This window comes from Algoriphagus sp. A40 (genome assembly GCF_002002735.1).
In the GTDB taxonomy this organism is placed as follows: Bacteria; Bacteroidota; Bacteroidia; order Cytophagales; family Cyclobacteriaceae; genus Algoriphagus.
In genome coordinates this window covers 18,154-44,434 of record NZ_MUNY01000049.1, presented here as the reverse complement: position 1 = coordinate 44,434, position 26,281 = coordinate 18,154, and the positions used below count along the sequence as shown (strand labels likewise).

The following is a 26,281-nucleotide window of genomic DNA, read 5'->3' as shown; positions in this document are numbered from 1 at the left end:
AATCAAATAGTCAATAATGGAGTGATAGTCACTGATCGCCTTTTTTGACCAAATGACTTTAATTTGTTCTTAAAAAGGTTTGGATATTTTTTCTTCGTCAATTGCAATACCTCATCGTGAGAAACACCTCCTTCTTTTTTAAAAGATTCTATCCCTTCTTTAATTGCGATTCTTTCTTGATCTGAAACCATGTAAATTCTATCAGATTCGGTTGAGTTTTTCAATTCCATCAAGTGCTGTAGCATGAATTGGTTTTCAAGAGAGGATATCCAATCAATCAGTTCTCTTCTATTTTCTTCTGTGATCATGGTTTCCACGAGTTTACCTTAAATATAGGAATTAGCCAGATTTTAATTAAAGTAAAAAGGCACCTGAATTTTCATTGGGAAAATGCTAAAATTAATAACCGTATTTCTGCCGGTTATCCACTTTTTGGTTGTGAAAAATAAATCAACCCTTATCTTTAGTAGATTGAGATAAGAATTAAATAGACCTATTAGACCTGAAATCCAACCTTCATGACAAAGTATCTGTCACCCCAATACGAGGATGTTAAACCCCTTCTTGCTGCTGTCGATTGTATAATTTTTGGTGTACAAGACAACAAGCTGAAGTTGCTGATTTTTAAGCGGGAGGTGGAGCCACTTGCAGGTTGCTTGTCATTGTTGGGCTCATTTGTGAAAATTGAAGAATCGGTTGAGGAGGCCGCTGAGCGGATTTTGTTTGAACTCACCGGGCTGAAGGATATTTACATGGAGCAGCTTCATTGTTACGGAGCAGTGGACCGGGATCCCGGCGGAAGAGTAATCGCTATAGCCTATTGGAGTCTGATCCGGGTAGATCAAAACCACCTGGAATTTAATGTCCGGACTCATGAGGCAAAGTGGATTTCCATAGACCGAATCCCCGAGTTGGTTTTAGATCACCGGCAAATGGTCGAAATGGCGATTTCCAACCTGAGGGAAAAAGCTCGATTTCGTCCTATTGGATTTGAACTGATGCCAGAGGAATTTACCCTTGGCCAATTGCTGAAAGTCTACGAGGCTATTTTTGGACATCCCATAGACGATAGAAATTTCAGGAAGAAACTTCTCAATTCCGGCCTTTTGATCCCCTTGCCGAAAAAAGATAAATCCACATCCAGAAAGGGTTCCTTCCTTTTTAAGTTCAATCAGGAAACCTATCAAAAACTACTGCTGGAAGGTTACAGTTTTGGTTTCTGAATAGGGAGTACCATTCAACCAATTAAATTTTCCTTTTAAAATAAAATTTTGCCCCTTGGATTTGAAATTGATTTTGCTACTTTTATAAACGTATTAATTACATTTAATAAGTTTAAGTATCATTCATTGTTCAAAATCAAACTTTTACAAAATGGAAATTGGGATTGTTAGAAAAACCGGAGAGCACGGAAAAAAGGGGAGTTTGCAATCATGGGTAGAGGAAGGCTACTCAATTTTTTCTTCAGAGGGTCCTTCATCCATTCAGATTGAGCGGGTTGCCAGAAATTTGAACAAGAATAAATCAGGCTTTTATTATTTTTTCAAGGATCGGGACAACTTTTTAGAATGTCTGATGAATGAACACCTTGACCGGTTGAATTCCCTGGCATTTCAGATCAGGGGAATCAAGCAATTCGAACCTGATTATCTCAACCTGTCAATCGACCATCTGGAAGTGTTCTTTTTTCAAATTCAATTGGTGAAAAACCGGGAAACGACGCTTTTCCAAAACACGTTAAGCCGATTCAACTCCAGGATATCGGCAGCGGTAATTCCTGTTTGGAGCGATTACCTCGAAGTCTCCATAGAGGTAGCTGAAAAACTATGGGGTTTGACCAGGGATGCTCTGTATTGTAGAGCATCAAAGGAGAATTTTACATACAATTGGCTGCTTGACCTTGTAAATGAAGCGAAGCTAATTGGCAGTTACCAAAACTCCCCAACTCTGGCATATTAGCCCAATCGTCCATGAATGGGATAATTTTAATTGAATATAATTTCTAATTATAGAATAGATCAAGGGTTTTTCGTAATGCAGAGAGGCTGTCTCAATTTGGGACAGCCTCTCTTTTTTGTGGATATGCTTGCTTAGATTTCCAGCAGATCCATTGTCATTCTTGAATTTAGTCTTTGCCTTTGGTCACATTTTCAAATAAATCAATCGGAGTGGCCTTCACTTTTTCTTCGAATGCTTTCCAGTCGCCGTTCATGAATTCATTTACCTTGGCAATAGCCTCATCAGCCGCATCTTTGGCTTGGCTGTATAGCCGCTCCTCAGTGGCACCAGGAGCTTTGTAGCTAGAGTTGGCATAGCTTCTTGGGGCAAACTGACGGGTCATGGTAGTAGGGTAGAGGCTTCTTACAATCCCCTGGCCATCCATTTTTGGACCTGTGAATGCTTCCCGAGTAGTATCCAATTTTTTCTTGATTTCTTTGGCTGCTTCAGCCAAAGCTTTTGCCTCTGGAGTTTCGATGTCCTTGGTCAGGGTATTGACCTTATCAATTGCTTTCTGAGCTTCATCCAGTTTTTTGGTTGCGGTGCTCACATAAGTAGAGAGTGTTTCTACTTTTTTGAGGAATGCATCCTTTGCCTGAAGATCTGCCATTTGGACTTTAATTCTTGGATCTGAGTTTACTTTGATAGAAGTTTCTGAGGAGTCAGAACCATAGACAAATACGGCTTTGTAAGTCCCCGGAAGTGCATCTCCACCACTTGGCTCAAAGAAGCCAGTTCGACGTGCACCGCCTCCACCTTGTCCACCACCGCCGCCAAATCCACCTGTCATTTCTGCAGTGGACTTTCGGTCAAGATTCCAGATGATCCGGTTTACCCCTTTTTCAGGAAGAGTTTTCAAAGTTCTGATTTGTTCGCCAGCAGCATTGTAGATTTTTATGGTAACCGAATCCAATTTTTCCTTGTCATCATTGATGAAATAGCTCATTCGTCCGCCTGTAGCACGATTTTCACCGGAATATTTTGCATTGGCAGCAAATCGCTCACCGTGAGGTTGTTGAACTTCAGCTTGGTAAGCCTCGGGAGACGGGAAAGCAGTGATTTTTCCGGCAGGGGCTTTTCCTCCGTTTTTGGCGAAAGCTCTCAAAGGTCGGATGTCGTCTAGGACATAAATGGCCCGTCCAAAAGTTCCGATTACTAAATCAGCTTCTCTTTCTTGAATCGTCATGTCGTAGGTAGAAACCGCAGCTGGATAGCCGTGTTCCCACTTGTTCCATGTTTTGGCCTTGTCGAAAGAAACATACAATCCGAATTCAGTTCCCAAGAAAACCAAATTTGGCTCTTCCGGATCCTGCTTAATCGAAAGCGTATAGCCCCAAACTTTGCTGTCGTCAGCAATTCTGGTGAAGGTTTTCCCGAAATCTGAGCTATAATATGCATAGGCAGCGAAGTCATTGTTTCGGTAGTTGTTAGCTACGACCCAAACCTCTCCGGCATTGTACTTGGAAGCTTGGACCTGTGGAATCCAAGAAGCTTTAGGAAGTCCGGTAAGTTTGGCAGCAACGTTTGTCCAGGTCTTTCCACCGTCTTGGGTGACCTGCAAATTGCCGTCATCTGTTCCCACCCAGATCACATTTTTGTCAACAGGAGAGGGAGCAATCGCAATGATAGTCGTGTGATTTTCAGCGCCAGTGATGTCGAAAGTCAAGCCTCCGGTCGTTTGCTGCTTCTGCTTGGTCGAATCATTGGTAGTCAAATCCGGAGAAATGATTTCCCAGGTTTCGCCTGAATCAGTCGATTTATGCAGGAATTGTGAGGCATAATAAACCGTGTTGACATCGTGCGGATCCTGGGCAATCGCTGCATTCCAGTTGAATCTAAGGAAGACGTCTTTGTCAGGATGAGTCGGTCGGACGGTTCTGTTGTGCCCGGTCAGCTTGTCAAAGCGGGAAACATTCCCCCCCTGTGACATGGTGTAGCCATACCGTGAATCAGCCGGATGAGACACTACATCAAAGCCATCCCCAAAAGAAACTTCCTGCCAGTAAGTATTTCTAATGCCATCGACTTTCCAAACGTAAGCAGGTCCTGTCCAGCTTCCGTTGTCCTGCATGCCACCATAGACATTGTAGGGGATTTCATTATCGACATTGATGTGGTAAAACTGACCCACGGTCAGCCCTTCTGCGAAATACCAGGTTTTGCCCATGTCACGGGAAATATTCAATCCTCCGTCGTTTCCATCGATCAGCAAACTTGGATCAACTGGATTGATGTACCAGGCATGGTGATCCGGGTGGACGCCTTCATATTCAAGCAATTGTCTGAAAGTTTTTCCGCCATCTTCACTGATACCCACCCGTGAATAAAGGGTGTAGATTCGGTTTTCATTTTTTGGATCGGCATAAATTTCAAAATAGTAGAAAGGTCTGTCACCGATTTCTGCATTAGTGTTTAGTAGGTTGAATTTTTCTCCGCCATCTTCAGACACATAGAGTGCATTTTTCGAGGATTCAATCAATGCGTAAATTTTGCTGCTGTTGGCTTTGGAAATGGCCAAGCCCATTCGTCCAAGATTTCCTTTTGGAAGACCATTGTCCTCCGCATTGAGTTTTTTCCAGTTTTCTCCGCCATCCTGGGTTACATAAAGTCCAGAAGACTCTCCTCCAGATTCAAAAAACCAAGGATAGCGTCTGTGCTGCCACATGTTGACAAAAATCTTGTTTGGATTATTCGGGTCCATGATCATTTCACCAACCCCAGTTTTGGTATCCACATACAGGATCTTATTCCATGTTTTTCCTCCGTCGGTGGTTTTGTAAACCCCCCGGTCCGCCTGCTCCCCCCAAGGTGAACCGATTGCTCCAACGTATACCGTGTTTGGGTCGTCTGGGTGAACAATGATACGGTGAATGGCGCGGGTCTTTTCCAACCCCATCAACTGCCAGGTCTTGCCGGCATCAAGGGATCGGTAGACTCCGTAACCCATGTTGAGAGAGTTTCTAGGGTTGCCTTCTCCGGTTCCTACCCAAATAATATTCGGGTTTTTCTGATAGATGGAAATGGCGCCGATGGAGTGCACCCGCTCCTTGTCAAAAATCGGTTCCCAGGTGATCCCTCCTGAGGTAGATTTCCAAAGTCCACCGGAGGCAGATCCGGCATAAATGGTATTTGGGTTTTCATGGACGGCATCAATGGCGGTGATTCTTCCGCTCATCGCACCGGGTCCGATGCTTCTGGCTTTCATGGACTTGAATTGGTCCATATTGACTTGCTGAGCCTGGATTCCCAAGCTAAACAGAGCCGCCACAATCAAAATGTAAAGTTTTTTCATTTGACTAAGGTGGTTTTTAAATTCTCTATTAAATAAGTGAAAAGGATTTGAAACAGAAGAATATTTTACGCGAAAGGAAAGGGAGGTTTGGAATTGGTCTTGATCGGATTTTATATAGTTGGTTTGGGCTTGGTTGGGGGATTCTTTTTCTTTGAAAAAATTTAAATCACTATGCTTAACTCTGTGATGAAGCCTTTGATCGGGCTTCTTCTTTTTGTAACAGCGCTTGCGGCAACTGCTCAAAATGGTCGTTTCCAACAAGCTGTGCAATACAAAATGGATGTGAAGATGGATGTACAAACCAATCGGTACACCGGATTTCAGGAACTCAAGTACACAAATAATTCTCCAGATACCCTGAATCGGGTGTTTTACCATCTTTATTACAATGCCTTTCAACCTGGAAGCATGATGGATGTGAGATCCAGAACTATCTCAGATCCTGACAGAAGAGTGGGGGATAGAATACTCAAACTGAAACCTGAGGAAATTGGCTATATCCATGCAAAAAGCCTCAAAATGAATGGAAAAGAAGTTGATTTTAAGGAAGTTGAAACGATCCTTGAGGTAGCTCTTTCAGAACCGATTTTGCCGAATTCGACGGTGACTTTTGAGATGGAATTTGAGGGACAGGTTCCCATTCAGGTTCGTAGATCAGGCAGAGACAATTCAGAAGGTGTCCGGTATTCGATGTCTCAGTGGTATCCAAAAATGGCCAATTACGATGAACAGGGCTGGCATGCCAATCCTTATATCGGCCGTGAATTCTATGGTATTTGGGGGGATTTTGATGTGAAAATCACCATCGACAAAACCTATGTTTTGGGCGGAACAGGATACCTGAAAAATCCAAATGAGATCGGCCATGGCTATGAAGAAGCAGGAGATAAGGTGGCAACTCCCAAAGGAAATACACTTACCTGGCATTTTGTTGCTCCAAAAGTCCATGACTTCATGTGGGCAGCTGATCCAAAGTACAAGCATGATAAAGTCCAGATGTCCAACGGCATCACAGTGCACCACTTTTACATTCCCGGTGAAAAAACCACGGACAACTGGGAAAAGCTGAAAGAATACACTCCAAAGGCAATTGAGTTTTTGTCCAAAAATTTTGGCCAGTATCCATACAAGCAATTCTCAGTGGTTCAGGGTGGAGACGGAGGCATGGAGTATGCCATGTCAACTTTGGTCACAGGGGAGCGTCCGCTGAATAGCCTGGTGGGTGTGATGGTTCATGAATTGGCACACAGCTGGTTTCACGGAGTATTGGCTACCAATGAAGCACTTTATCCCTGGATGGACGAAGGTTTCACGAGTTATGCCAGCAGCCTTGCGATGTCCGCAATTTTTCAGCCTAACGCAAATCCCTTAAGAGGATCTTATGCCGGATATTATAGATTGGCCAAATCAGGTGAAGAGGAACCCTTGTCGACTCATGCAGATCACTATCAACTCAATTCGGCCTATAGCTCAGCTGCCTATTCCAAGGGGGCAGTTTTTCTGGCTCAGTTAGGATATGTGATTGGAGATGAAGTAAGGGACAGGGCGATGTTGCGCTATTTTGAGACTTGGAAATTCCGTCATCCAAACGTAAATGATCTGGTCCGCATTATGGAAAAAGAAAGTGATTTGGAGTTGGATTGGTACAAAGAGTATTTCGTCAATACCACCAAAACCATCAATTATGGCATAAAAGAAGTGAAGCCAAATGGTGATCACACGGAAATTACGTTGGAAAGAGTTGGCTTGATGCCAATGCCAGTTGACTTGGTGATCACCTATAAGGATGGAACCTCAGAGTTGATTTATCTGCCATTGGTCATGATGAGAGGGGAAAAGGCAGTAGAAAAAGGAATGCCGGCACGGATTCATACGGAAGCCTGGCCTTGGACTAATGTGACCAAAACTTTGGTGCTCACCAGGGAATTTGAAAATATAAAGTCTGTGGAAATAGATCCAAGCAGAAGGTTGGCTGACCTACAGCCGGAAAATAATAAAGTGGAGTTTTAGGCTCCACTTTGTTATTTTCTCCTACAAAAAAGGTGGCTTTTGGCCACCTATTTTATTGTTAGGATCAACCGGCGTTTTTCTTGTCCTGAACTTCAGTACGAATATCTTGCGCGAGGTTTTTCAATTCCTGCATACCCTTACGAACTCGGGTACCAGCTGCCTGATTTCCCTTGTCATAGAACTTTTCGAAATCACCTTCAAGGCTCATTACAAGATTTTTTACTTCACTAAATCTGCTCATAGTAAAAGTTTATTTTATAGGTTGATGATAAGTTTATTATGATCCAATATAGCCCAAATACTTACTAATTCAACCCAGAGGCCTTTTTTTTTAATTTTTTTTTTATTCTCCAAAAGAAAGGGCGAGTTCCGAATTCTTATAAACCCCAGAATCCAGCTTTCCTTTTACAGCTTCGAATGCATTTATAGTTTCTTCAACATCTTCTAAAGTATGAACAGCTGTAGGGATTAATCGCAAGATAATCATTCCTTTAGGTACAACAGGGTAAATAACTACTGAACAGAAGATACCGTAATTTTCACGCAAATCCATAGAAAGAGCTGCTGCCTCGCCAATAGTCCCGTTTAGGACAACCGGAGTGACAGGAGAATTCGATTTTCCAGTGCTGAAGCCATTTTCATGAAGTCCTTTGCGCAGAGCTTCTACTATTTTCCAAAGGTTTTCTTTCAATTCAGGCTGGGTGCGGAGCATTTCCAGTCTTTTCAAAGCACCTTCGACCAAAAGCATAGGAAGTGATTTTGCAAAAATCTGAGATCTCATATTGTATCTCAGGTAATTGATCACACTTGCATCACCGGCAATAAATGCTCCGATAGAGGCCATGGATTTTGCGAAAGTGGAGAAGTAAAGATCAATCTGATCCTGGACACCCTGTGCTTCCGCTGTACCAGCACCGGTTTCACCCATGGTTCCAAATCCATGTGCATCATCCACAAGAATCCTGAAATCAAATTTCTTTTTCAGTTCGATAATCTCTTTCAATTTACCCTGGTCACCGGTCATACCGAATACACCTTCTGTAATCAACAGAATTCCTCCACCGGTCTCAGCAGCCAGTTTGGTAGCTCTTTCCAGTTGTTTTTCACAGTTTTCGATGTCATTGTGCGGGAACACATAGCGCTTGCCCAGGTGCATTCTCAAGGCATCGATGATACAAGCATGACATTCAGAGTCATAGACTACCACATCTTTACGGTCCAGAATCGCATCGATCACCGACATGATACCCTGGTAGCCATAGTTCAAAAGGTAGGATTTTTCTTTGCCTACGAAAGCCGCCAATTCTTCCTCCAATTGCTCATGAAGGGTGGTTTGGCCGGACATCATTCGGGCTCCCATCGGGTAGGCAGCTCCCCATTTTGCAGCGGCATCAGCATCAGCCTTTCTTACTTCCGGATGATTAGCCAATCCCAGGTAGTTGTTTAAGCTCCAGGTAAGGACTTCCTTTCCTTTGAAATTCATCCGGGGAGCAATCTCACCTTCCAGTTTGGGAAATGACCAATAGCCGTCAGCAAACTGAGAGTGTTTGCCCAAAGGGCCCATATTCGTTTTTAATTTTGCAAATAGATCCAAAGCAGTTTGAATTTAGTGTTATGCGAATGTTGATTTTTTCTTAAAATCCGCCAAAAATAAGATTAATATGCCTTGGAAGCAAAAAACTGTTTTTATCAAAAATCCTAGTTCCAAAAGCTGGAAAATATTTCCTTATTTCGCTTTTGCCCTTTGGTTGTATCCGAGAAAATGTAGTTAAGCATGACAAAAATCAAGAAGCTGTTGGTAGCCAACCGCGGTGAGATCGCCCTGAGAATCATGAGGACAGCTCGGGAAATGGGGATCGCTACGGTCGCAGTTTATTCGGAGGCTGACCGACTATCTCCCCATGTGAAATTTGCTGACGAGGCTGTCTGTTTGGGACCGCCGCCTTCCAATCAATCCTATTTGCTGGGAGACAAAATCGTTAATGTTTGCAAAGAACTGGGAGTAGACGCAATTCATCCCGGGTATGGCTTCCTATCTGAGAATGCGGAATTTGCAAGAAAAGTAACTGGTGCGGGACTCATCTTCGTAGGTCCATCGCCAGAATCCATAGAAGTCATGGGCTCTAAGCTTGCCGCCAAGCAGGCTGCAGCTCGATTCAATATTCCTTTGGTCCCCGGTACTGAGGAAGCGATTTCTGACATTTCAGAAGCGAAGTCCAGGGCAAATGAAATCGGCTATCCAATATTAATCAAAGCCTCCGCCGGAGGTGGTGGAAAAGGCATGCGGATCGTGGAATCTGAATCAGAATTTGAGGAACAGATGCAACGGGCTGTGTCTGAGGCCCAGTCTGCCTTTGGAGACGGAGCAGTGTTTATAGAAAAGTACATCACTTCACCTCGCCATATCGAGATTCAGGTATTGGGGGATCAGCACGGAAAAATCGTTTATCTCTTCGAGCGGGAATGCTCCATCCAGCGCCGCCACCAAAAAGTAATTGAGGAAGCGCCTTCAGCTGTTGTATCTCCAGAAATGAGGAAAGCAATGGGCGAAGCAGCGGTGGGGGTGGCCAAAGCGTGTGCTTATTATGGTGCAGGGACAGTGGAATTCATCGTTGACGACAAGCTTAATTTCTATTTTTTGGAAATGAACACCCGCCTCCAAGTGGAGCATCCAGTGACTGAAATGATCACCGGTAAGGACCTTGTCCGTGAGCAAATCTTGATTGCCGAAGGAAAACCACTTTCTTTTTCCCAGGAAGATCTAAAAATCCACGGCCACTCCCTGGAAATCAGAGTATATGCAGAAGATCCTAAAAACAACTTTTTGCCGGACATTGGTAAGCTCGTCACCTATCGAAGACCACAAGGTCCGGGTATCCGTGTTGATGATGGTTTCGAGGAAGGGATGGATATTCCAATTTATTACGACCCGATGATTGCCAAGCTGATCACTCATGGAGAAAATCGACAGGATGCTATTGACCGAATGATCAGGGCGATAAATGATTTTAGAATTACAGGAATTCAAACTACACTCGATTTCTGCCGCTTTGCTTTGCAGCACGAGGCCTTTGTTTCAGGTAATTTCGACACCAAGTTTGTTGAGCAATATTTTACACCCAAAATGTTGGAACCGGCATTTACTCAGGAGGAGCAAGAGCTTTTGGCTGCATTGGCGGTGGAATTTTTCCAAAAGGAAGAAAATCGACTTAGTCCGATTCATCCGGTTAAAGCGCTTCCTTCCACCAAATGGAAAAACCGCTTAATCTGATGGCAGAAATTTTACCACTCAAAGCCTGGAGATACAACGAGCACCTGAGTCAAAACCTGGAAGAATTGACAGCACCGCTTTTTGATGTGGTGTCGCCAAAGCAACGGGAAGTTCTTTATGGAAACCCTCTGAACAGTATCCACCTTTCAGTGCCTCAGGGAGAAAATCCCGCTGAAAATGCAGGAAAAATTCTTGCAAGATGGAAATCAGAAGGAGTAATTGTACAGGATAATCTTCCTGGTATTTATGTTTACTATCAATATTTCCGGCTTCCCGGAGATCAAGTGGAGCGGTGCCGCAAAGGATTTATCGCCCAGATCAAAGCCTACGATTGGGAAGAAAAGGAAATCCTGAGGCATGAAAGCACCATCGTGTCGGCTGTAAATGACCGAATCGACTTGCTCTGCGCTAGTGAAATCCAAGCCAGTCCAACTCATGGATTGTATGAAGATGAATCCAGTGACCTGGAATACCACATGGATGCGGCGATGATTTCCCCCCTGTACGAATTGGAGGATTACCAGGGGGTGAGGGAAGTACTGGCGGTCATTCATGACGCGAAAGTTATTTCAAGATTTTTAGCTGTTTTGAGAGTGAAAAAAGTGATTTTGGCAGACGGACATCATCGGTTAGAAGGCGCGATCGAATACCGAAAGCAACAGAGAAATTCCTTTCCGCAAGCAAAATGGAAAGGTTCTGACTATCACATGATGTACCTCACCAATGTGCATGGCAATCACCTCAAAATTCTTCCGACTCATCGACTTTTTTACGGATTGGAAATTTCTGAATCAGAGCTTTTGGATCGGATCAAGGATTGGTTTGATGTACGTCCTTTTGGAGATGCGGAGGAATTGGCCAATTATACTTTTCAGCGAAAATGGTCTTTTGGATTGGTCCTTTCTGAGGAAGCATATGTAATTAAGTATAAGCAAGACCTTTTTTCTGAAGTGCGTCCTGAATTGCCGGAGGTTCTCCGAAACCTCGATTTGGTGATTTTGCATCATATTTTATTTGAAAAAATCCTCGGGATGGATCTGGAAGAACAAAGAAAATCTGAGAAGTTGGCCTTTGAACGCAACTTTTCAAGATGCCTTCGGGAGGTCAGAACCAAGCAGGCAAGTTTTGCAATTATTACCCGTGAAATTGAACTGGAGCAAGTTTTGGAAGTTTGTAAATCTGGGGCCTTAATGCCTCAAAAATCTACTTACTTTTATCCAAAAGCATTGGGCGGTTTGCTTTTTGGGAGTATTAAACAGAATGAATTTGAATACGAATATGGAGCCTTTCTTAAGTAAACTAAAAGACAAACGGATTATCCTGGCATCCAATTCTCCAAGGAGACAGGAACTTATGAGAGGCTTGGAACTTGATTTTGTGGTCAAAGTAAATCCTGTGGATGAGACCGTGCCAGCCGATTTGCCTGCTGAATATGCCGCAGCTTACCTTTCCAGACTTAAGGCCGAAAGCTATCCGGATGTACTGGCAGAAAACGAAATTCTCATCACTGCCGACACGATTGTGATTATTAAAGGGCACATTCTGGGCAAGCCAAATTCTGAAAAGGAAGCCTTTGAAATGATAAAAAGCCTATCCGGGACTACCCACACCGTGATGACTGCCGTGACAATCAAGGATCATAAAAAGAGGGTGACTTTGGAGGATGAAGCTAAAGTAACTTTCCGTTTTTTGGACGAAGATGAAATCTGGCACTACGTCAGGAAATACAAGCCATTTGACAAAGCCGGAGCTTACGGAATTCAGGAATGGATCGGGTTTGCAGGAGTGAGCAGTATCGAGGGGTCTTATTTCACTGTCATGGGATTTCCGCAACATTTGGTCTATCAGCAGTTGAAGAAGTGGTAAAGGCTGATTTCGGAATGGGGATTTCGGATTTTCCCTGAACTTTTGATTAACCAAACAAATTTCGACCGATTACTGGCTCGATCATCTTTCCGTTTACTGCATCCGGGTTGGCTTTTAGCCAATCCAAAGGTTCCAAAAGAGGTTCGTTCGAAAGGTCAAATGTGCCGAAGTGCATGGGGATGAAGTTTTTTCCGCCCATTTCCAAAAAAGCCCTGGCCGCATCCATTGGACTCATATGTGCCGGATGCATAAACCACTCAGGTTTGAAAGCACCAACTCCCATCATGGCGTAATCCGGAGAACCCATGGTTTCTGCTATCAACCTGAAGTGTGGATCATAGCCTGAGTCTCCCATGAAATAAATGCTCTTGTCTGCACTTTCTAGATAAAAACCGCCCCAAAGACGCTGATTCGTATCTGTCAAACCTCGGCGTGACCAATGCCTGGAAGGGACAAAGGTAATTCTCAGGGATTCATTGAGATCATAGGACTGAAACCAACCGGCTTCTTGAATGGTGTTTTTTGGCATCCAGGGTTGTACCAATTTGGTCATATTCAATCCCGTCAGGATTTTAGCCTGCGGCAAAAGTGTCCCGAGTAGTTTCAATGTTCCTTCATCACAGTGGTCCCGATGATCATGCGAAAGAAGAATGTAATTCACGTCTCGAATCTGTTCGGGAATGATCGGAAGAGGAGAGTTCCGTTTGAGTATCCAATTGTCCAGCCAAACCGGATCAGTCAAAATCGTCACTCCGGCGATATGGATAAGGTAGCTCGCATGTCCCAGCCAAATCAGTTCATCTTTTCCATTAGGTTTGAATGTGCCAAGTGATTTTACTTCAAGCCGCCTTTTATCGTTTTTTTTCTCCTCCTCTTGGGGGTTTTTACTCAATTTCCATTTTAATGCAGCTGTCAAACTGGCTTCAAAAGGTTGGTGAAGATTTTGAAAAGTTCCATCGCTAAGCTTTGGCGTACCTTTCCAGCCGGCGGGAGTTTTGTCGAAGGGAAGATTTGGATTGAAAGTATAATTCAAGGTAGGAGGGGCTTTAAAGTCAAGGTTGGAAAGCAGAATTCCAGCAGGGATTACTCCGGCTAGTCCGGTAAGAAAAGTTCTTCTTTTCATTTCAATTGATTACCCAAATGAAACCGGATTTTGGAAGCAAAAGTTGCCTGTTAACCTCAACCTTTTTAGCAAACCCAATCATCCACCAAAGTTCTGCACAACCATAAAGTAGGGCATGTTGTAAAAGTTCTTTTCCCGATAGACCCTGGCTCCGCAACCCAAGGTTTTGAACTTTGGATTCAGGATATTTTGCCGATGTCCAGGCGAGTCCATCCATAGTTTTACGACAGCTTTTGCAAAACTGAGGTAAGTATGCGGGGGAATGACTTCCCGCTTGGAGGTAAAGGCATAGGTAAACTCTCCGCTTGGGTAGGGAGGATTAACTTTCCTGCCGGTTTGGTATTGAAGTCCATAAGTTGAGCAGATGTTTTCACCGTAATATTCTGGATTCAAACCTTCCAGATGAAATCTGTCGAGAACGGTCCGCTTGATCCGAATCTTACTGGTATGAGAATAGAAGCCATATTTCACCATGTCCTGAGCATGTCCTGAGGCTACTTCCTCGATTTCTGACTGAAATTCAAAAGGATTTAACTTTGCTTTCTTGCGTTCTTCATTGGTGGCATAAAAAATGGCAGCCTGGAGCAATGGGAAGTTGATTTGGTTGAAATCAATGGCTTCGTAAAGGGCTTCAATGCGGTAAAATGTAGTCTCGTTGTGATTTTGATAGGAATTTGTAGTCCAACTTTGGGCTTTGGCACCTATTGATATCAGGATAAAAACCAAGGGCAGCAGTTTTCTCATCGGTTAGGATTTTCATCTTTTAGGACGAAGTCGAAGCCGGATTATTTTCAGGAACGACAAATTTATTCAAGTCCCTATCCGAGACAGTTATAGAAGCTGGAATTGGTGTTGACCGAAAACCAAATAGAGAATGTCGGTTTCAATTTTCTGAAGCAGACATTTGGAATAGATTACTTTTTAATTGTGAATGTAAACTTGGATCCTTTGCCCACTTCTGATTCTACCCGAATTTCCCCTTCCAAAAACTCGACTGCCTTTTTTACTATTGTCAACCCAATACCGGTCCCGTCATATTCTTTTTGATGGTGGAGTCTTTGGAAAACGACAAAAATCTTATTGAAATATTCAGGGTCTATTCCGATTCCGTTGTCCTCCACCGAAAACTCCCAATGGTTTTGGAATTCCCTGGACAGGATGGTTATCACAGCCTGGTGATCCGGTTTGGAATATTTCAGAGCGTTGCCGATCAGATTTTGGAATATCTGCAAAAGGGGAGTTTTGTGGGTAAGAATAACCGGCAGGTTTTCTGCGAGAAGGGTGGCTTGTTTAGCCTGGAGGGACTTTCTCATGTATTGTTTGACCTCTCCGATCAATTTTCCAATATCCAGTTTTTCCTTTTCACCAGTCACTTTTCCCACACGGGACAATTCCAGCAAATCAAGGATGATTTTCTGCATCTGCTTTGCCCCATTGGTGGCAAATGCGATGTAATCCAACGCTTTTTGGTCAAGTGAATCTCTGTATCTCCTTTCCAAAAGTCCCATAAAACTGGAAATCATCCGGAGTGGTTCTTGCAAATCATGGGACACAACAAATGCAAAATGCTGGAGTTCCAAATTGGAAATTGCCAACTCGTGAATATTCATTTCAAGCCTGGAATTCAGGTCTTTGAGTGATTTTTCAAAATCCTTTTGCTTTGAAATATCCTGCATCGCTCCAACCACCCTAGTAACTGCACCTTCTTCATTTCGCATGAAAATGGCTTTGTCCAGAACAAAAGCATAGTTGCCATCACTTTTGAGAAATCGGTATTCCTCCAACCAATGGGATTTTTTTGACCTGGAATCCATATAGGTTTTGATCAGCTTGTAAATCTTTCCTCGGTCATCGGGGTGGATTAAATTCAAAAGAAAGTCGAAGTCTGGGTTGGTAGTTTTTGGATCGTATCCAAAAAGGGTCAAAAAGCCTTCGCCCCAGTAAAGGGTATTTTTGGCCCTATCAAAATCCCATATCGCATCGCTTGTTGCTTGGGTAACAATCTGAAAGCGCTCGATATGCTGTGCCGAAGATTTCCGGCTTTCCACCAATTCGCTGATATCCTGACCTGTTCCAAAGAGGCAAACTTTGTCTTTAAACGGGAATTTTGAAACAGTAAAGAAATAGGGGATCCGCCGTCCTGATTTGGTTTGGACTTCCAGTTCTATATCTATCGCTCCCTCTTCAAGGATTTTGGGTACCCGAGACTGGATAACCCCATGGAATTCTGGAGCAAAGAAATCCTCAGGCTCCATGATGGAGATTTCCTCAAATGAAAATTCGGATGCGATTTCTAACTGATTATTCCAGAGTAAAAATTTTCCGTCAGTGCCTACCAAAAAGAAAACGCTTGGCAACTGTTGGATAAGAGCTCGGTTGAACCCTATTTCGTTTTGAAGGGCCTGTTCGATTTCCTTTTCGCGGGTAACGTCAACCATCATACCCTGAAGTTTCACTGGTTTTCCATTTTTGCAAATGACTTTTACCCGGTCATTCAACCAGATTGTTTTCCCGTCTTTGGTCAAAAAACGGTAAACAAAGGTATGATCCTGCAACTTTTGGGTTTCCTGGTGACAGGTTTGGGTCGCAAATTCCCGGTCAAAGGGATGGATATGATTTTGCCAAAACTCTTTTGTTTCCATCCATTCTTTTGGAGAAAAACCGGTAATACGCTCCACCTGTGAACTGATGTAAGTGAATTCAAAGGATTGGGCATCCGCTTCCCAAAAAATCCCGTCAAGGTTCTCGATCAGGGACTTGTTTTTTTTCTTGATGCTTTTCAGTTTTTCTTTGGTATGGATGTATTCATTGATATTTTGAAACACCCCGATCAGCTTTTTTTGACCGCTGTCAATGTCACAAATTTGGGCTGCCTTGGATACGACCCAAATGATTTCCCCGTCTTTTCTGACAAGTCTTTTTTTGATGTTGTAATCTGAGTTGCCTGTGATTGCTTCCTGTAATTGGCTGATGGCAACTTCACGGTCTTCAGGATGGATGATCTGCAATCCTGATTCAAAATTTACCTCAAATTCCCGAGGCTTATAGCCTAGCATTCGGAATACTCCGTCTGACCAAGTTAACTTTTCCGTGTTCAGATTTAATTCCCATGTCCCGGAATCAGTCAGAAACTCAAACTGTTCCAAAAGGATATCCTTGTTGGTTTGTGTTTCTGAAAAAGGCATTTCGTTGGCGCTGTAATTATCTTTTCCCCTCATAATTCTCTTTACTTCCCCAACGTGGTTTTGGTGATTTTCTCAGGCAATAAGATTACCTGAATCAGTACAATAAGGATTTAACGGATTTTTTTCCTCCCTATTTTCCCGAAAGATGGAGGGTCTGATTGTCACCTGCTACGAATTGTCGCAAAATGTAAATCAACTTAGTTTTCAATTTCTGTATTTGCTTTTCCGATTAAAAGCATCCAAAAATTTGGTTGAAAAGGATAGTGAAGAATTCCACTAAGGTGGAAAAAGGCAAACCTATCTCAGAGACTTCCCTGAATGGAAATTCACGAAAAATGAAAAAGCGGGGGATTTCCCTCGCTTTTCTTTTAGTTGTCCTGCGGAATATCCAGCAGCAATTCGATTATCTCTCTTGGTGTGGAAGCATTTTTTAACTTTTCTTCCTGGATAATCACCTGCAACTGAAACTCCAATTCGAAAATCAAGCCGTTGACAAAAACCGGATCCATATTGAGCTGCTGGATGAGGTGATCATTTTTGCGTTGACCGCTCAGATTGATTCCATAAGAATGGAATACGATTACGGCCTTTTTTAGCATTGTGTAATGTTGGTTCATAGGTTTTAAATTTTTGGTGGCAATAACTTATACATCACCGGAGTGACAATTCTTGAAAGCAAAGTGGAACTGATCAATCCTCCAACCAAAACAATTGCAAGAGGGGAAATCAGCGGATTGGTACTTAATGCAATTGGAATCAAACCTCCAATGGCAGTAATTGTTGTCAAAACGATTGGCAGAAATCGAATTTCTCCTGCTTCCCGAATGGCGGAATCCAGGGGCTTGCCTTCCTGTCGCAGTTGGTTGGTAAAATCTACCAGCAGGATGGAGGTTTTTACTTCTATTCCCGCTAACGCGATCAAACCAATAATTGCTACAAAAGACAATGAATTTCCAGTCAACCAAAGTGCTATCAAAGCGCCTACCATACCTAGTGGAATGACCGAAAGAACAATGATGGTACTTTTGAAAGTCTTGAACAGCAAAATTAGTACCGCAATGAAAAGAAAAACAGTAACTATTAGCACGGTATTAAAACCTGCAAAAGATTCCTGACGTGTTTCAAATTCCCCGGCCATTTTGTACGAATAACCATCGGGAAGGTTTACTTGATCCATTTTTTGCATCACCTCAGCGATCACTCTGTCTGTGAGGAAGTTTTGATCCACAAAAGCAGAAATCGAAACCGATCTTATTTTATTGAAGTGATCAATGGTAAGGGTACTGCTTTCCAATTCCAGGCTTGCAATCTGCGAGAGGGGAATTCCGGCTCCCTGTTGGTTATTTACATAAAGCCCATCAAAATTCGCCAAAGTTGCTTTTTCACCTTTTGGCGAGGTGAGAAGGATATCCCGCTCCAAGCCCCGATAATCCGTAAAAGTCCCCAGATTCAATCCGGCAAGTGCCAGTCTTACGGTTTGATCAACCTCCGCAATGTTGACGCCCAGCTGCCGGGCCTTGTCTTTTTGGATAGCTACCCGGATGTCGGATTTCAGGTTGGCTACAGGGTTATTGACATAAATAGTTCCTGGAGTTTCCTTAATCAACAGCTCAATCTTTGCTGCCAAATTTCTAAGGGTATCGAGATTGTCACCGGAAAGCCTGACCTCGACCGGGGCAGTCACTGGCGGGCCCTGCTCAAAGTTTTTCACTTCCACTTTTGCTCCTGCAAAATCAGAAAATTTAGCCTTCAGGTTGGCTATCAGCTCCATTTTGCGGGGAGGTGAGGTCTTGGGGTCCAATTGAACGAAAATCTGTGCATAATCTGACCGCTCATTTTCGGGGATTTCATTGTAGTAGATCCGTGGATTTCCTTTTCCCACATTCGTTGCGAAATTATTCAGTTCGGGTATCAGGCTAAGCTCGGCTTCGACTTGCTTGGCGACCTCATTGGTGGTGTTGAGATTGGACTGAAGGGGAGTGGTGATGTTGACCAAGAACTGGGGTTTTTCTGAAGGAGGGAAAAGGCTGAAACCTATCACCGGAAACAGGCCAAGCGATGCAATGAAAATAAATCCCGCAATCAGCAGGGTTTGGACTGGCTTTTTGAGCGCACGCTCCAACAGGGGTGCATAGCTGAGCTGAATTCCCCTCTGGAAAAGGTCATAAATTTTGTTCGAATGACCCACTCCTTTGTCCTTGAGAAACCAGGTAGATAGGAAGGGAATAATAGTCAGTGAAACCAACATCGATGCCAGCACACTCATGATAACTGCCATGGGTAGGCTCCGGACAAAATCTCCTGATCCCTCGGGAAGGAATACCAAAGGCAGAAAAGCAATAATCAGAGTCACGGTACAGCCAACAACTGACAGAGAAATCTGCTTGGTGGCCTTGAGTGCGGCTTCTTTTTTGGAAAATCCATCCCGAATCCAGCGTTCGATGTTTTCGACTACCACAATGCTGTCATCTACCAGGAGTCCCAAGGCGACCACCAATCCGACAATACTCAGCTGGTTAAGTCCATAACCCAAAGCATTCAACAGTACTAAGCCGATAGCCAAAGAAAGGGGTATCGAAACCATTACGATTAGTGACGCACGGTTTCCCAAAGGAAGCAGGGTGATAAAAACCAGTGCTATCGCAATCAAAAAATCAAAGCCAAGTCCACTGAGTCGCCGGTTGACATAGTCAGCCTGGTTAAAGGCAGTTACCAGATCGATGTTTTGAGGCAATTCTGTTCTTACTTTTTCTATGGCTGTGAGGTATTTTTCCTGGACATTGGTGATGTTGTTTCCTTCCTTTAGGGCAGCTGTGACAAAAATGGATCGGTAACCATTGAGTCGGGTAATGTGTTTGGTCTCTTCAAAATCATAACGTACCTCAGCAACATCCTTGAGTTGGATGGTTTTTCCCTGTACTGAATAGACTATAGTCTCTCCGATTTCCTCAGCAGAGGTATAATTCCCACTGGTTTTTACATTGAATGTTTTGCTTCCAGCTTCGACTTGACCGCCGGGGATATTACTCAATTCGCTTTGAATGCTTCCTATGATGGCTTTGAGAGGAATATTCATCTCTGCAATTTGATCCAGCTTGAGGTCTACCCGTACGATTTGCTCGGGCAGGCCAAACAGTTCTATTTTTTTCAGTTCGGTGATTTTCTCCAATTCATCCTGAAGCCTTTCCCCAAACTTTTTCAAGTTGTCTCGGGATGCATTTTCGCTGATTAGGGCGATTTGGAGGATATTGACATCGGAAGGCCTTACTTTGTTGATTCTGATGGAAAAAATATCCTTTGGCAAGTCAGGACGTAGGGTATTTACCTCCCTGACCAGCTCCTGGTATTTTTCATCGACATCTTCATTGTAATTGTATTCTACAAACAGCACAGCAACGCCGTCCTTAATTTCGGTTTTGATTCGCTTGATATTTTCCAATCCATAGATTACTTCCTCCAGTGGATCCACGACTAGCTCTTCCATATCCTCAGGACTAGCCCCGGGATAAATTACAATCACGGGGAACTGAGGTGCTTCAATCACCGGATCTTCGCTTCGTGGCATGGTGAAAAAAGTCGTCAGACCCACGGCAACTGTCATTATAAAAATCACCAGGGTGAACTGGTAATTTTTTACTGCAAAATCCGAAATCCTCATTAGTTCATAATTTGAATAGTGGAACCATCTGTGAGGTAAGCACTTCCAGACACAATCAGTTTGGTGTGATTTTCCAATCCGGAAAGAACCTGAATAGAGTTTTCGGAGATCTGACCCAATATTACTTCCACCTTTTGGGCTTTTTCTCCATCTGACGTCACAAAAACATATCCGGATTTGCCTGAAGCGTCCAAAATGGCCTCGTAGGGAATTTGCCAACCTTGGGTTTGTTGGGAAGTTTGAATCAGCACTTTTCCGAACATGCCAGAGGCTAGATTGAGAATTTCGGATTTTTCTGGAGACAGCTCTACCCAATAAGCCCCGGTCCCAGGGTCAGCGGCTTGGCTTTTGCGAACCACTTTGCCCGGGATGCTGTCCGAGTTTGAGGAAAAAATCAAAGCCTGATCACCAATAGAAATTTGACTCCAGTTTTGATCATTGACGGAAACTTTCAGTACCCAATTCCCCTGGTTTGCCCCGTTGATTTGCAAGACAGGGGATCCGGAAGCTACCTGCTGTCCGGCATTTAAAAATTTGCGAAGGACAAAACCGTTTTGAGTGGACCTGATCTGGGAGTAGGAGAGGTTAAACTCTGCTGTCTTCAGCTGTTGCCCGGCAATATCAAGTGCAGTTTTACTGTTTTCGAACTGCTCCAAGGTAGCAACGCTATCGCGGTACAATCTGCCCGCCCGTTCATGGTCTCGAAGTGCTTTTTCGTAAGCTAGTTTTGACTGGTTTAGTCCAGCCTGAACTTCGGTTAGATCGAGCGTAGCCAGGATTTGTCCTTTTTTTACAAGGTCACCTTCTTGGACAAGAATTTTGGAAACGATTCCACCGACTTTAAAGGATAGGAGAGTTTCGTCATTCGTAGAAAAATTTCCACTTGCTGAAATGGAGGAAGCGAAACTCCCCGGATTCAGGTCGATTACTTTCACCGGAATTTTATCGTCTTTGGTGATTGGCTTTGGAGTGCTTTCAGATTTGCCGCAGGCAAAAAGTAGTGCAGCAAGCAAAGCAAGGAATGAAATGGAAAGATATCTCATGACTTAATAGGTTTGGGTAGTAAGTTGGCGCTCAAGCTGTGCCATCGACTTGAGTAGGTTGTAAGAATTGATTGTTTTTTGGAGCGAAGCCTGGGTAAGTTGGTTTCTGGCATCGAGGAATTCGATCAAAGAATTGGCTCCTTCGCGAAATCCCCGATCCACCAATCGGAAGTAGGCAGCTGAGGATTCGTACTTTTTCTCAGCAGAGCGAAGGGCAGTCTGATTGGTTCTAACCTCATTTTTGGTAAGCTGGAGCTCCAGGACAAGTTTATCGCTGAGGAGGTCTTTTTGATTCTGGACTGATTTCAATCCGAGTTCACTTCTGTAAATCTGGTTGCGGTTTCTGCCTCCCTGAAAAACCGGAACACTGAGGTTTAATCCCCAAAGCGCATACCTCGAATCCTGGTCAAATGCCCAATCAAAGCTCTGAGAGCCCAAATCCGCGTAGGTATTGACTTTGGGAACCCAATAATTTTTACCCGCTTTGATTGCGGTTTCCTGAATGCTTTCTGCGGTTTGGATTTGGAGGAGTTCGGGTCTTCCTGTCAGGTCATCCTCGCCCATTAATTCGGCAAGTTCTGCAAGGTTTGCCTGTTGTTCTTCAAAAATCACTTCTGTATCGATCGGTCTGTTTAGCAGAAAATTGACATAATGGGCTGCATTTCTCTTTCTGCTTTCAGCTTCAATCAATAATGCATTGATGTTTTCTACCTCACTTTCTGCCCTTAAAACAGAAGATGGAAGCCCTTTTCCATTGGCCATTAGAGATTGATTGTCCCGGAGGTTTTGCTCCACAAGTCCTTTGCTGCTTTGGATCACCTCGATGGCGGTGTAGGCAGTACAAAAATTGAAATAAGCCAATTTGATGTCCTGAATGAGGTTAGCCCGGTAGATTTTCAGCTCGTATTCGGAAAGTAAAACCTGCTTTTCCCGAATCTGCTTCTGGTAAATCAGGTCAGTATTGACCAAAGGCATGGAGGCTCGGAATCTCGCATCGTAGAAATTGTCCGGCAAGAGTTGTTCGGAGACATTTTCCAATTGAGGGAAAGAATTGGTTCCGGTCAATTGATTTAGGGTCGAATAAACGGGATTTAGCAGATCGCCAACCGGAAAACCGATCGTACGTCCACCGCTTGCCAGCGTGTAGCTCGCCCCAAAATCCAAAACCGGGAGAAAGAAACTTTTGGCATCTTTCAAAGCCAACAAGCTCCGCTCCAGCTCGATGTTTTTTTCTTTTAAAACCAAGTTGTTTTCGAGTCCTTCCAAGATGTATTGATCCAGAACGGTCTGTGCAGTTGCAGCAGAAAAAGGATTGAAAAACAGATAACCCAAAAAAAGAAGGAACACCTTTTTCATTTTATTATTTGATGTTAATTTAATAAACACTGTTTAATGAATGGATAAATTTTTTTAAAGCTTATCCAGGATCTTATAAAATTCCTCCAAACCATCCACAACGATCGTTTCTTGACGGTGGGGAAGGACAACCTCACAGCGCTTTCTGATATTCAATGAAACCATACCATGAACTGTGGACCAAATCATATAGGATAGTGCTTCGGCATCATGCCCTAAGAAATGGCCAGCTTTGATGCAATCGTCGATGGTTGTCCTGAGGTAATTAAACGTGCCTCCGCCTTCTTTCCAGTTGTCATGTTCGGAACTTGAAACATGATCGATCGGAGCTTCCTTGATAAACATAAGATCATACATATCAGGGTTTTCCAAGGCAAACGTTATATAGATACTTCCCATGGCTTTGAGCCGCTCCATTGGGTTTCGTACCACGCCCAAAACCTGCATTTTTTCCATCAACTGAATAAAGCCTCCCTGATGTAAGGCATGAAAAATCTCGTTTTTATCCCTGAAATAATGGTAAATGATTCCAGGACTATATTCGATCTGATCTGCAATATTTCGTATCGAAGTCTTTTCAACTCCTTTCTGAAGAAAGAGAGATTTGGCAGCTACCAAAATCCGTTCTCTTAATTCCTCCTTGTCTCTTTCTTTTCGATCTGCGATCCCCATTGTATTGTAATGAACGGTTAAAAATAATTAAACAGTGTTTAATATTCCTAATATTGATTGAAAAATTTTGAAAAAAATAGAAACATTAAAAATCAATCATTCTGATCTTTGAGTTGGTCGCTGTCCCAAACATGGTCATTCATGGAGAATTTTCTGGAGAGTTCACCTGAAAGGAGAGTCTCCTGGATTTCGATCTGTTTTCTGATTTTGGAAATATACTCCGCCTGATTGCTGCGGTATTTGACCAGAATTTTGAGTGAATCCTCATCGTATTTCCTAAACTGGGCAGCAAGCCGAAGAACTGTATGGGCACGGAATCCCAGTTTTTGAAGAGCTTCCTGCCCCATTCGGATCGAGGTGTCCAGGTGTTCCCGATAAATATTTTCCACACCCATTTCCATCAATTCAAAAGCCTCGTATCGATTTTTTGCCCGGATCATTATCTCCAATTTGGGAAAATGCTCCTGGCATAGTTCGACGAGCTTTTTGTTAGTTTCTGTGGAATTAATGGCGGAAATCAGAATTTTTGCTTCTTCAGCTCCGGCGGAATGTAATAAGTCGAGTCTGGTCGCATCTCCAAAGTACACCTTGAAGCCCATTTTTCGCAGTAAATCAACCTGGTCCGGATTGTAATCCAAAACTGTGGCCTCTATGCCATTTGCTCTTAAAAACCTGCCCAAAGTTGACCCGAAGTGGGAGAATCCGACGAGGATAACTTTGTTTTTTTCCGAGATTTCATCTGATTCCCGCTTTGGCTTGGTGCTTTTTTTCTCCAGAATCGGGACAACCAACTTATCCAGGACCAAGCTGAAAACGGGAGTGAAGGTCATACTCAAAGCCGTGACCGCCATCAAAAGGTCTGAGGTAGTCGTTGCCAAAATTCCCAACTGAAGGGCAAAAGCATAGGTTACAAAAGAAAATTCAGAGACTTGGGCAAGACCGAAAGAAAAGCTCAGGTTTTCTCCTAGATTTAGTTTTTTGATTTTCCCAATCACTCCAAGAACCAACGCTTTGATCAGGATGATTCCAAGGGTCAGCGACAGGATGCTAACTGCGTCAGAAAAAATCAGATTGAAATTGATCGTGGCACCAACTGCCATGAAAAACAAGCCCAGAAGTAATCCTTTGAATGGGTCAAGGTCAGATTCCAAGGCATGTTTATAGGGGGAATTGGCTAAAATAACTCCAGCAAGGAAAGTCCCTAAGGCTGGGCTTAGGCCCACCATTTCCATCAAATATGCGATTCCTACTACGATAAGAAGTGCTGAAGCGGTAAACAGTTCTCGGAGTTTGGTTTTGGAAACCCAGTTTAACAGCGGTCCAAAGCCGAATCTCCCGAGCAAAACGACCAAACCTATTGCTCCAAAAATCATCAAAGTCTGGATCCAACCCGGCTGATTTTCCAAAAAACCTCCATGTCCAGCCTCAGAAGTAACTGTCCCTGCTACGGCCAAAAGTGGCAAAATTGCCAATATCGGAATGACTGCAATGTCCTGCAGAAGTAATACCCCAAAGGACATCTTGCCTGACGGACTGTTCATTTGGTTTTTCTCCTTGAGAGATTGGAGGACAATGGCCGTGGAGGAAAGAGCCATCGATAGGCCAGCCGTTAGGCTGATTCTCCAATCCACTCCGATGACGATTCCCAATCCAAAAATCAATCCTGAAGTAACCAAAACCTGTGACAATCCGACTTTCAGGATCAAGTCCCGCATTTTCCACAGGTTTTTCGGTTCGAGCTCCAAACCGATCAAAAACAACATCATCACAACGCCAAACTCGGTGCTGTGCATGATATCCTGACCTTGGGTTTCATCCTGGATAAATTCAAATCCGTAGGGTCCTACAAGAATTCCTGCAATCAAATATCCAAGAACTGCACCCATTCCCAGTCGCTTTGCAATGGGGACACAGACGATCGCTGCCAGGATGTATATTATCGCATTAAAAAGAAATCCATCCATGGTTTAGGCTTTTTGGATGTAAGGCAAGGTGATTTGATCTGAATCCCTAAGGCTCAAAACCAGATTTTTGTATTCCTCGGCTTTCTCAGAAAGCTCTGTTTCGGTGATCCGATGTGTTCCTCCCAAATGGAAAGGAGGCAAATAGCGCATGTTGCAGAGGTAGGCAGTTTGCTCAAATGGCCGGAGAAATTCTTCAATAGTGAACCTGTTTTTCCCCTGCTCCGAGTAAATGCCTCTGGATCCACCTGAAGTGAAAGCATTGAATATGTATTTGTTCTTCAGGAAAATTCCACCAGTTCCATACGCCCAACCATACTCCAAAACCAAATCAATCCATTGCTTCAACAAAGGCGGACAGGAATACCAATAAAAGGGATGCTGCCAAATGATTACTTCGTACTCAAAAAGTGCCTCCTGCTCTGCCTGAATATTGATGTTAAAGTCAGGATAAAGTTCATAAAGATCCCGAATCTGGACATTTTCCAAATCCTGGATAGCATGGATCAAAGCCTGATTTGCATCAGAATGTTCGTATTTGGGGTGGGCAAAAAGAACCAGAATTTTACGCATACCGATTTTTGTCTCCTCCTCAGGTATCTTCTTTATTTTTAAAATAATAGCCCAACGCTCCTGAGGGGCATTTTTTGACTTGGTTTACCAGTTCCTCAGAACTGGCGTTCCCTATTTCAATCCAGGGTTTTTTTCTGGGATTGAAGACTCGGGGAAGCCCCCTTACACAATTGCCGGAATGGGTGCATTTTTCAGGTTGCCAGGTGATGACAACTTCCCCGTTATCGTATTCTTTGTTCGGTGAGGTGCTCATGGAAAAATGGGGTTTTGAAT

At 43.4% G+C, this 26,281-nt stretch carries 21 protein-coding genes; 6 read left to right on the top strand and 15 right to left on the bottom strand.

The genetic code is table 11. The features are described 5' to 3' along the window. Positions 1 to 2: 2 nt before the first annotated feature. Entirely contained in the window at positions 3 to 308 is a 306-nt protein-coding gene (locus tag B0E43_RS10620) for a hypothetical protein (protein ID WP_077349453.1), read from the bottom strand. A 210-nt stretch (positions 309 to 518) separates the two neighbouring features. Here B0E43_RS10620 and B0E43_RS10615 point away from each other — a divergent pair, with 210 nt between their 5' ends. Beyond that, positions 519 to 1,223, top strand: coding sequence for an NUDIX domain-containing protein (locus B0E43_RS10615; RefSeq protein WP_077349451.1), 705 nt, complete (start codon positions 519 to 521; stop codon positions 1,221 to 1,223). Between the two features lie 151 nt (positions 1,224 to 1,374). Beyond that, positions 1,375 to 1,959, top strand: a complete 585-nt coding sequence (locus B0E43_RS10610; protein ID WP_077349449.1) for a TetR/AcrR family transcriptional regulator — start codon at positions 1,375 to 1,377, stop codon at positions 1,957 to 1,959. A 166-nt stretch (positions 1,960 to 2,125) separates the two neighbouring features. Here the strand turns inward: B0E43_RS10610 and B0E43_RS10605 are convergent, their stop codons facing one another. Then, on the bottom strand, positions 2,126 to 5,290 hold the full coding sequence (locus B0E43_RS10605) for a hypothetical protein (RefSeq protein ID WP_077349447.1): 3,165 nt from the start codon (positions 5,288 to 5,290) through the stop codon (positions 2,126 to 2,128). 171 nt (positions 5,291 to 5,461) lie between these two features. Here B0E43_RS10605 and B0E43_RS10600 point away from each other — a divergent pair, with 171 nt between their 5' ends. Then, positions 5,462 to 7,300: a M1 family metallopeptidase gene (locus B0E43_RS10600; RefSeq protein ID WP_077349445.1), complete on the top strand. Its 1,839-nt coding sequence runs from the start codon at positions 5,462 to 5,464 to the stop codon at positions 7,298 to 7,300. Positions 7,301 to 7,364: 64 nt separating this feature from the next. On the opposite strand, the gene B0E43_RS10595 is transcribed toward B0E43_RS10600, so the two are convergent. Together B0E43_RS10595 and B0E43_RS10590 are read right to left on the bottom strand one after the other, a co-directional pair. Continuing rightward, complete coding sequence (locus B0E43_RS10595) at positions 7,365 to 7,541, bottom strand: histone H1 (protein ID WP_077349443.1); 177 nt, start codon at positions 7,539 to 7,541, stop codon at positions 7,365 to 7,367. Between the two features lie 102 nt (positions 7,542 to 7,643). Beyond that, entirely contained in the window at positions 7,644 to 8,894 is a 1,251-nt protein-coding gene (locus tag B0E43_RS10590; protein WP_077349441.1) for an aminotransferase class I/II-fold pyridoxal phosphate-dependent enzyme, read from the bottom strand. A 180-nt stretch (positions 8,895 to 9,074) separates the two neighbouring features. On the opposite strand from B0E43_RS10590, the gene accC reads away from it, so the two are divergent. Genes accC through B0E43_RS10575 form a run of 3 tightly spaced genes read left to right on the top strand, consistent with a single transcriptional unit; the run spans position 9,075 to position 12,437 of the window. Beyond that, positions 9,075 to 10,571 carry an acetyl-CoA carboxylase biotin carboxylase subunit gene (accC, locus tag B0E43_RS10585; RefSeq protein WP_077349439.1) on the top strand — a complete coding sequence of 499 codons (1,497 nt, stop codon included), beginning with the start codon at positions 9,075 to 9,077 and terminating at the stop codon, positions 10,569 to 10,571. Beyond that, a complete protein-coding gene (locus tag B0E43_RS10580; RefSeq protein WP_077349679.1) occupies positions 10,571 to 11,869 on the top strand; it encodes a DUF1015 domain-containing protein in 1,299 nt (432 codons plus the stop codon). The genes accC and B0E43_RS10580 overlap by 1 nt, the downstream gene beginning before the upstream one ends. Further along, a complete protein-coding gene (locus tag B0E43_RS10575; RefSeq protein WP_077349437.1) occupies positions 11,850 to 12,437 on the top strand; it encodes a Maf family nucleotide pyrophosphatase in 588 nt (195 codons plus the stop codon). Before B0E43_RS10580 ends, B0E43_RS10575 begins: the two co-directional genes overlap by 20 nt. Before the next feature lie 46 nt (positions 12,438 to 12,483). On the opposite strand, the gene B0E43_RS10570 is transcribed toward B0E43_RS10575, so the two are convergent. The 11 genes from B0E43_RS10570 to B0E43_RS10520 all read right to left on the bottom strand — a co-directional run bounded on the left by B0E43_RS10570 (position 12,484) and on the right by B0E43_RS10520 (position 26,261). Next, positions 12,484 to 13,560 carry an MBL fold metallo-hydrolase gene (locus B0E43_RS10570; protein WP_077349435.1) on the bottom strand — a complete coding sequence of 359 codons (1,077 nt, stop codon included), beginning with the start codon at positions 13,558 to 13,560 and terminating at the stop codon, positions 12,484 to 12,486. 78 nt (positions 13,561 to 13,638) lie between these two features. Further along, a complete protein-coding gene (locus B0E43_RS10565; RefSeq protein WP_077349433.1) occupies positions 13,639 to 14,304 on the bottom strand; it encodes a CAP domain-containing protein in 666 nt (221 codons plus the stop codon). Positions 14,305 to 14,474: 170 nt separating this feature from the next. Beyond that, positions 14,475 to 16,778, bottom strand: a complete 2,304-nt coding sequence (locus B0E43_RS10560) for a PAS domain-containing protein (RefSeq protein WP_077349431.1) — start codon at positions 16,776 to 16,778, stop codon at positions 14,475 to 14,477. Positions 16,779 to 17,113: 335 nt separating this feature from the next. Next, entirely contained in the window at positions 17,114 to 17,362 is a 249-nt protein-coding gene (locus B0E43_RS10555; protein WP_077349429.1) for an acyl carrier protein, read from the bottom strand. Between the two features lie 5 nt (positions 17,363 to 17,367). Beyond that, positions 17,368 to 20,403 carry an efflux RND transporter permease subunit gene (locus B0E43_RS10550; RefSeq protein WP_077349427.1) on the bottom strand — a complete coding sequence of 1,012 codons (3,036 nt, stop codon included), beginning with the start codon at positions 20,401 to 20,403 and terminating at the stop codon, positions 17,368 to 17,370. Further along, complete coding sequence (locus B0E43_RS10545; protein WP_077349425.1) at positions 20,403 to 21,446, bottom strand: efflux RND transporter periplasmic adaptor subunit; 1,044 nt, start codon at positions 21,444 to 21,446, stop codon at positions 20,403 to 20,405. The genes B0E43_RS10550 and B0E43_RS10545 overlap by 1 nt, the downstream gene beginning before the upstream one ends. A gap of 3 nt (positions 21,447 to 21,449) precedes the next feature. After that, a complete protein-coding gene (locus B0E43_RS10540; protein ID WP_077349423.1) occupies positions 21,450 to 22,802 on the bottom strand; it encodes a TolC family protein in 1,353 nt (450 codons plus the stop codon). Between the two features lie 54 nt (positions 22,803 to 22,856). Further along, positions 22,857 to 23,474, bottom strand: coding sequence for a TetR/AcrR family transcriptional regulator (locus B0E43_RS10535; RefSeq protein ID WP_077349421.1), 618 nt, complete (start codon positions 23,472 to 23,474; stop codon positions 22,857 to 22,859). A 92-nt stretch (positions 23,475 to 23,566) separates the two neighbouring features. Then, positions 23,567 to 25,438: a monovalent cation:proton antiporter-2 (CPA2) family protein gene (locus B0E43_RS10530; protein WP_077349419.1), complete on the bottom strand. Its 1,872-nt coding sequence runs from the start codon at positions 25,436 to 25,438 to the stop codon at positions 23,567 to 23,569. Positions 25,439 to 25,441: 3 nt separating this feature from the next. Beyond that, positions 25,442 to 26,008, bottom strand: a complete 567-nt coding sequence (locus tag B0E43_RS10525) for an NAD(P)H-dependent oxidoreductase (RefSeq protein ID WP_077349417.1) — start codon at positions 26,006 to 26,008, stop codon at positions 25,442 to 25,444. Positions 26,009 to 26,027: 19 nt separating this feature from the next. After that, positions 26,028 to 26,261, bottom strand: coding sequence for a (4Fe-4S)-binding protein (locus tag B0E43_RS10520; RefSeq protein WP_077349415.1), 234 nt, complete (start codon positions 26,259 to 26,261; stop codon positions 26,028 to 26,030). Positions 26,262 to 26,281 lie beyond the last annotated feature (20 nt).

Bases quoted from the DNA above. Each gene is read 5' to 3' on its own strand.
- B0E43_RS10520 (WP_077349415.1), bottom strand. From the start codon at position 26,261: ATGAGCACCTCACCGAACAAAGAATACGATAACGGGGAAGTTGTCATC.
- B0E43_RS10540 (WP_077349423.1), bottom strand. From the start codon at position 22,802: ATGAAAAAGGTGTTCCTTCTTTTTTTGGGTTATCTGTTTTTCAATCCT.
- B0E43_RS10525 (WP_077349417.1), bottom strand. From the start codon at position 26,008: ATGCGTAAAATTCTGGTTCTTTTTGCCCACCCCAAATACGAACATTCT.
- B0E43_RS10610 (WP_077349449.1), top strand. From the start codon at position 1,375: ATGGAAATTGGGATTGTTAGAAAAACCGGAGAGCACGGAAAAAAGGGG.
- B0E43_RS10545 (WP_077349425.1), bottom strand. From the start codon at position 21,446: ATGAGATATCTTTCCATTTCATTCCTTGCTTTGCTTGCTGCACTACTT.
- B0E43_RS10595 (WP_077349443.1), bottom strand. From the start codon at position 7,541: ATGAGCAGATTTAGTGAAGTAAAAAATCTTGTAATGAGCCTTGAAGGT.
- B0E43_RS10550 (WP_077349427.1), bottom strand. From the start codon at position 20,403: ATGAGGATTTCGGATTTTGCAGTAAAAAATTACCAGTTCACCCTGGTG.
- B0E43_RS10530 (WP_077349419.1), bottom strand. From the start codon at position 25,438: ATGGATGGATTTCTTTTTAATGCGATAATATACATCCTGGCAGCGATC.
- B0E43_RS10570 (WP_077349435.1), bottom strand. From the start codon at position 13,560: ATGAAAAGAAGAACTTTTCTTACCGGACTAGCCGGAGTAATCCCTGCT.
- B0E43_RS10605 (WP_077349447.1), bottom strand. From the start codon at position 5,290: ATGAAAAAACTTTACATTTTGATTGTGGCGGCTCTGTTTAGCTTGGGA.
- accC (WP_077349439.1), top strand. From the start codon at position 9,075: ATGACAAAAATCAAGAAGCTGTTGGTAGCCAACCGCGGTGAGATCGCC.
- B0E43_RS10560 (WP_077349431.1), bottom strand. From the start codon at position 16,778: ATGAGGGGAAAAGATAATTACAGCGCCAACGAAATGCCTTTTTCAGAA.
- B0E43_RS10580 (WP_077349679.1), top strand. From the start codon at position 10,571: ATGGCAGAAATTTTACCACTCAAAGCCTGGAGATACAACGAGCACCTG.
- B0E43_RS10535 (WP_077349421.1), bottom strand. From the start codon at position 23,474: ATGGGGATCGCAGATCGAAAAGAAAGAGACAAGGAGGAATTAAGAGAA.
- B0E43_RS10615 (WP_077349451.1), top strand. From the start codon at position 519: ATGACAAAGTATCTGTCACCCCAATACGAGGATGTTAAACCCCTTCTT.
- B0E43_RS10620 (WP_077349453.1), bottom strand. From the start codon at position 308: ATGATCACAGAAGAAAATAGAAGAGAACTGATTGATTGGATATCCTCT.
- B0E43_RS10600 (WP_077349445.1), top strand. From the start codon at position 5,462: ATGCTTAACTCTGTGATGAAGCCTTTGATCGGGCTTCTTCTTTTTGTA.
- B0E43_RS10555 (WP_077349429.1), bottom strand. From the start codon at position 17,362: ATGAACCAACATTACACAATGCTAAAAAAGGCCGTAATCGTATTCCAT.
- B0E43_RS10565 (WP_077349433.1), bottom strand. From the start codon at position 14,304: ATGAGAAAACTGCTGCCCTTGGTTTTTATCCTGATATCAATAGGTGCC.
- B0E43_RS10575 (WP_077349437.1), top strand. From the start codon at position 11,850: ATGGAGCCTTTCTTAAGTAAACTAAAAGACAAACGGATTATCCTGGCA.